This window comes from Actinacidiphila sp. bgisy167, assembly GCF_965342175.1.
Classification (GTDB): domain Bacteria; phylum Actinomycetota; class Actinomycetes; order Streptomycetales; family Streptomycetaceae; genus Actinacidiphila.
In genome coordinates, this window is sequence record NZ_CBDRBL010000164.1 from 1 (window position 1) to 4,124 (window position 4,124).

Consider the following 4,124-nt stretch of genomic DNA (forward strand, 5'->3'; position numbering starts at 1 on the left):
ATGGTGATCACACCCGGGTGACAAGACGAACACCGGGTGGAGAACGCGCAGTTGCGCAGATGGGAATGCTGTCCTGGGCCGGAGAAGCCGACGCGTGCGGCGGAGCCGTGAGTGCGCCGCCGGCGGTCAGGCCTCGCCGTAGCGGGCGAGCAGCGCCGCGACGTAGGCCTCCAGGCGCGCCGCGAGCGTCACCGGGGTGAGGTCGCTGCGGCCGAGTTCACGCCAGGGCACCGCGACCTTCTCGGCGTCCGGTGCGAAGGCGAGGGCGTCCAGCAAACGCCAATAGAGGTGCTCCGCGGGGGAGTCGGCCAGGTGGCCGCCCGCGGCCGTGTAGCGGTCGCCGAAGCGCATCCCGGCCTCGGGGCCGTGCAGCAGGGCGAGGGCGGTGGCGCAGTGGGCCACGTCGAGGTCGGCGGGGCCCCAGGAGGTCTCGACCCAGTCGACGACATCGGTGATGCGCAGCCGGCCGCCGTGCCCGGAGAACAGGACGTTGCCCGGGTGGAAGTCGCGGTGCAGGAAGCGGCCTTCGTACGCGGGCGGGTCGCACCGTATGACGTCCACCGCGCGGGCCCACAGGTCCGGGCGGCTGGTGGCCTCGGGCGGATGGACGCGGTCGGGCGCCGTCCACGCCTGGCACACGCGGGGCCGGTCCTCCTCGCCGACGTGCAGTCCGTGGATGCGTACGAGTTGGCGGGCCATGAGCCAGGCCCGCGCCCCGGCCTCGGCGTCCTCCAGCCGTACGTCGCCCGGCAGGAGCGACATCAGCAGGGAGGGGTGGTCGCAGTGCTCCGCCGTCGCGTCGACGGCGTGGAACTCGGCGGCGGGGACGGCGGTCGGGCCGAGCAGCCTCAGGACCCGCGCCTCACGGGTGAGCAGCCCTTGAGCGTGCCGGAGATAGAAGGGCTTCACGAACGAGCGCAACACCAACTGGCGTCCGCCTCCGGCACCCGTGACCTCCAGTCGGCGCATCTGCGAGGTCCAGCCGCCGCGCAGCCACTGCGTCGACTCGACGCGTTCACCCTCGGACAGATGCCGGTGCACCCAGGCGCGGGTGGCTGTCCAGCCGGGTTCCGCTCGCTCTGTGGACACCCCGGCAGCCTATCGGGCCGGTCGTCCAGGTGCCGGCGAGACGCCGTCAGTCGGGGTCGGCGGGTGCCTTCGCGTGCTGCCGCGCCCTCGATGCGCGGAGAGCGGCCGCGTTGCCGCAGGACGGCACGTCGTGCCGGATCCCGCCGGCCCGCGCGGCGGCTGTGGTGACGGATCGCAGCAGGTCGGGTTGACGCGCTTCCCGGCGCGGCGCCCGCCGTGGAGGCCGGAGGCGCGGGCGCCATGGGTTAGCGTCGGGTTTGCTGGCTTTGTTGGCGCGGATGTGGTGGTTCCGGGGAGGGGACACGCGTGGTGCAGACGGCGTTTGACGAGTCCGAGCGGCGGGCGTGGGCGGGGCAGGCCGACGCCTATGCTGCGAGTTTTGCCAAGCTCTGTGCGTATCCGGTGCCTGAGCTCCTCGATGCCGCCGGGGTGCGGGAGGGTGTACGGGTCCTCGATGCCGGGACGGGCACGGGCACCGCCGCCGCACTCGCCTGCGAGAGACGGGCGAAGATGACGGCGGTGGATGCCGAACCCGCCATGGTCGCCCGGGCCGCGACGGCCGTTCCGGAAGCTGATGTGCGGCTTGCCGCTCTGCCGCGCCTGCCGTTCGCCGACGACGCGTTCGATGCCGTGGTCGGCAACTTCCTTCTCAACCATGTCGGACGGCCTCGGCAAGCCCTGGCGGAGTTGCGACGGGTGACGCGGCCGGGCGGGCGGATTGCCGTCACCATCTGGGCGGTTCCGACGGCCGCCGGGCAGGCCCTGCTGGGCAGGGCTGTCCAGGCGGCAGGCGTCACACGTCCGGCTCACCTGCCGGCCCTTGCTCCTGCAGACGACTTCCCCCGTACCGAACGGGGCTTCGCCGCTCTGCTCGAAGAGGCGCGTCTGACGAACGTCGGCTGCGAGACCCTGACCTGGGATCACCGGACGACGTGTGAGGAGTGGTGGAGCGGACCGGCCGCCGGAGTGGCGACGATCGGCCGGATCGTGACGAGCCAGGTCCCGGCGGTCGTCGCAGAAATCAAGATGCACTTCGAGTCGCTGTGCGCGGAGTTCGCTGATCCGGACGGCGTGCTGGTGCTGCCTCACGCTGCCCTGATGGCACATGGCCAGGTCTGACGTCGCCCTGCCCGAGCGGACGGGCTGATGCTTCGGCCGGTCGGCCTGCCGCCGGTGGACGTCTCTCCCTGTCGGCGACCGCCGTGTCCACGGGAGCGAGCCGGCCGCTTCGCCCAGCCCACCTGTCCGCGCTCCTGAACGCGGGTCCCGGCCGTCGCTGCCGGCGGCGCCGCCATCCGGCAGCGACGCCTCGCACCAGCGGGCCCCGTCGTCGCGGACGTACTCGGTGACAGTCGGACACGCGAGCGCACCAGGATCCGGTTACAGATCCGCGATCCAGGGATGCCCCGGGTGTACGCGGTCGAGCAGCCCGGCCAGGGTGTCGCGCTGAGCCAGGGACATGTGCGGGACGGTCGTGTCGAAGTCCGACTGGTCTTTTCGGCGGGCGTGCTTGGCCTTGAACAGCAGGACCATTTCGGGCGCCAGATACGGAATGCCGTCTTGGGTGTGGTGGATGATGTCGCTGTAAGGAAGCCGGATCCTCTCGTTGCGTCGGCAGATCCAGGTGTCGCCGTCGTGCGGTTCGCGGAACACGTCGAGCAGGTAGTTGTCGCCGGCGGGATCGCGGAGCCACGTCTGGTGTACGGCAGCCAGCACGTCCGGTGTGGCGTCCTCCCAGATCCGGCCGCTGCCGGGCGCGTCGAAGACATATCCGGGGAAGCGGTCGCGGACCTCGGGAAAGCTCGCGGCCGGAATCGCGATCTCGGTGTCTTCGTGAGCGCGCGTCTGCCTGCCGCGGAACAGGTCCAGCGCCCAGCCCGCGGCCACGTACCAGGGCGTACTGATCCCGGCCAGCCGTTGCGCGACCTCGGTCGGGGTCCAGCAGGACGACCACCTGGCAGAGAGGGCCGCGATCTCGTCGGGCGACAGCTCGATGCCGCCGCTGGGCAGTTGCTCGCTCACGGCTGGAACCTACCAGCGGAGTCGAACGTCCTGGGCGTACGGCGGCCTGGATGGATGTCCACCGCCGGCTCCGCGTGGGCCTTCGGGGCGGTTGTTCAGGCAGGGGCGGGGGCGTGCCGCTGTGCGTTGAGCAGCATCGTGATCAGGGACCTGGCGGTGGTGCGGAGCCGGTCCGGGTCCTGGTACACGCGCTCGATGACGACGGTGCCGCGGGTCATGGTCACCAGGACCCGTGCGGCCTCGGCGGGCGGGACGGCGAGCAGGCCGACGGCGTCCTCGCGGGAGAGCCGCTCGGCCAGGACGCCTTCGAGGCGGTCCAGCATGCCGCGGATTGCGGCCCGGATCGGTTCGGCGTCCGCCTGCGTGTCGGTGGCGGTCTTGGTCGACAGGCAGCCGCGGGCGGGGGTGCCGCGGGTCATGGAGTCGATCGTGAAGTCGAAGAAGTCCTCCAGCGCCCGCCTGACGGCCGGCTGGTCCAGGGTGGCGGAGGCCTCGGCGAGGAAGGCGTCCGCGTAGTCCTGGAAGACGCGGAGGAAGAGCGACTCCTTGTCGCGGTACGCGTTGTAGAGCGATCCGCGCTGCACGCCGGTGGCGGTCGCCAGGTCCTGCATGGAGGTCGCGCCGTAGCCCTGGTTCCAGAAGACGTCCAGGATCCGCCCCAAAGTGTGCTGCTCATCGAATTGACGCCGTCCAGCCATGACCTCAGCCTACGGCGTCTTTGACGGACCCGGCGCTGACGATGGCCCTCTCCGCCTATCTCTACTCGTACGTCTTCGCCCGCAGCGGCCAGGAACACCGCGTCCTCTTCCTCATCGGCGCCGCGGCGCTCGTCCTGGCACTCGTCGTCGGGGTGGTCGGACGGTTCGCCCGCGGGCGCGCGGGGGAACGCGAGGTCCCGGGCGAGGTCCCGGGCGAGGTCCCGGGCACAGCTCCTGGCTGGGTCCCGGGCACAGCCCCCGGCGAGGCCTCAGATCAGATGAGGTCGTTGCTTGCCGCGTCGCAGGTGAGCGCGC

At 71.7% G+C, this 4,124-nt stretch carries 4 protein-coding genes and 1 pseudogene; 2 read left to right on the top strand and 3 right to left on the bottom strand.

The features are described from left to right. Positions 1-126: 126 nt before the first annotated feature. Positions 127-1,089, bottom strand: a complete 963-nt coding sequence (locus ACRWND_RS30355) for a phosphotransferase family protein (RefSeq protein ID WP_431955116.1) — start codon at positions 1,087-1,089, stop codon at positions 127-129. A 306-nt stretch (positions 1,090-1,395) separates the two neighbouring features. Between ACRWND_RS30355 and ACRWND_RS30360 the strand changes: the two genes are divergently transcribed. After that, positions 1,396-2,208 carry a class I SAM-dependent methyltransferase gene (locus ACRWND_RS30360; protein WP_431955118.1) on the top strand — a complete coding sequence of 271 codons (813 nt, stop codon included), beginning with the start codon at positions 1,396-1,398 and terminating at the stop codon, positions 2,206-2,208. A 261-nt stretch (positions 2,209-2,469) separates the two neighbouring features. On the opposite strand, the gene ACRWND_RS30365 is transcribed toward ACRWND_RS30360, so the two are convergent. Together ACRWND_RS30365 and ACRWND_RS30370 are read right to left on the bottom strand one after the other, a co-directional pair. Continuing rightward, positions 2,470-3,111 (bottom strand): nucleotidyltransferase domain-containing protein, encoded by a 642-nt coding sequence (locus ACRWND_RS30365; protein ID WP_431955120.1) that lies wholly within the window; start codon positions 3,109-3,111, stop codon positions 2,470-2,472. A 95-nt stretch (positions 3,112-3,206) separates the two neighbouring features. Continuing rightward, positions 3,207-3,809, bottom strand: a complete 603-nt coding sequence (locus ACRWND_RS30370; protein ID WP_431955122.1) for a TetR/AcrR family transcriptional regulator — start codon at positions 3,807-3,809, stop codon at positions 3,207-3,209. 20 nt (positions 3,810-3,829) lie between these two features. On the opposite strand from ACRWND_RS30370, the pseudogene ACRWND_RS30375 reads away from it, so the two are divergent. Next, positions 3,830-4,124 (top strand): annotated as a pseudogene (locus tag ACRWND_RS30375) (hypothetical protein); the annotation flags it as partial.

Bases quoted from the DNA above. Each gene is read 5' to 3' on its own strand.
- ACRWND_RS30370 (WP_431955122.1), bottom strand. From the start codon at position 3,809: ATGGCTGGACGGCGTCAATTCGATGAGCAGCACACTTTGGGGCGGATC.